Origin of the sequence: Acinetobacter sp. V2 (assembly GCF_001188385.1) — a bacterium.
Classification (GTDB): domain Bacteria; phylum Pseudomonadota; class Gammaproteobacteria; order Pseudomonadales; family Moraxellaceae; genus Acinetobacter; species Acinetobacter oleivorans.
This window is the reverse complement of the sequence record NZ_JZFB01000001.1, coordinates 900354-901402: the sequence shown is the minus strand read 5'-3', so window position 1 is coordinate 901402 and position 1049 is coordinate 900354. Positions and strand designations below refer to the sequence as shown.

The 1049-nt window shown below is 35.4% G+C and carries 1 protein-coding gene; it reads left to right on the top strand.

Going from position 1 to position 1049, the window contains the following annotated elements:
- Positions 1-792, top strand: a 792-nt coding sequence (locus tag UC75_RS20120) for an MFS transporter (RefSeq protein ID WP_228137075.1), incomplete at its 5' end; no start/stop codon positions are given.
- Between the last annotated feature and the right edge of the window lie 257 nt (positions 793-1049).

Genomic DNA, 1049 nt, shown 5'->3' with positions numbered 1-1049 from the left:
GTACTACCTTTGATTTTGGTACCATTTTTATATTGGAAAATGCCAGAATCAATTACTTATTTAGTCAAACAATCGTACTCCCAAGACAAAATCAAAGCGATTTTAAAACGCTTATTTCCACAATCTTCTTTTTTAAATCAAGAAATTTATCTGAATGAAGTAAAAACTGAGAAATCTGGTCTAGGTCTAATTTTATCTAGTAAATATCGTTATGGCACGATTATGCTCTGGATCAGTTATTTCATGGCATTATTTTTAATCTATCTATGTAGTAGCTGGTTACCAACCTTAATTAAATCGAATCAATTTACGATTTCTCAAGCTGCCATTGTGACTTCGTTCTTTCAAATTGGTGGTCCTGTTGGAAGTATCACTCTTGGTTGGTGCATGGATCATTATCGTCCGCGTTTGGTACTTTTTATTGCGATGTTGATTGGCGCACTTGCAACCTTTGGGTTAGGGCATTTTGGTCATGATATGGTGCTTATGTGTATTTTTGCATGGATTCTTGGTTTTACTTTTAATGGTGGGGCCGTTGGTTTGAGTGCTTTAGCGACTGGATATTATCCGACTTCTGCTCGAGCAACTGGAGCAAGCTGGATGAATGGTATTGGGCGCTTTGGTGCAATATTAAGTGCGTTTGCTGGAGCTGCGATGATCAGTTCAGGTATGCCATTTTCTATGATGTTCTCATTATTAATGATTCCTGCTGTACTTTCTGGTTTTGCCGTTTTAATTCAGGGTATTAAAACGAAACAGTCTATTGTGCAAACCAAAACACAGTTGAGTTAAATCAGTAATAAAGCAAGATGATTAACTATTTTAAAATCTATCTTTGCTTCTTAAATATTTTCTATGGCTTTGAATTAGCTTGATCAGCGTGCTGGTCAGGTAGGGATAAATACACATTAAAAAATGTATAGCAGTTGATTCAGCTGAAATAATTCAAGGCTTTATGTTCATAATAAACAATGTGCTAAGGAACAGCATTAATGAAATTTTCTATGACTTCGCTTGCGATGATTTCAACTTTTACATTAGCAAGTAGT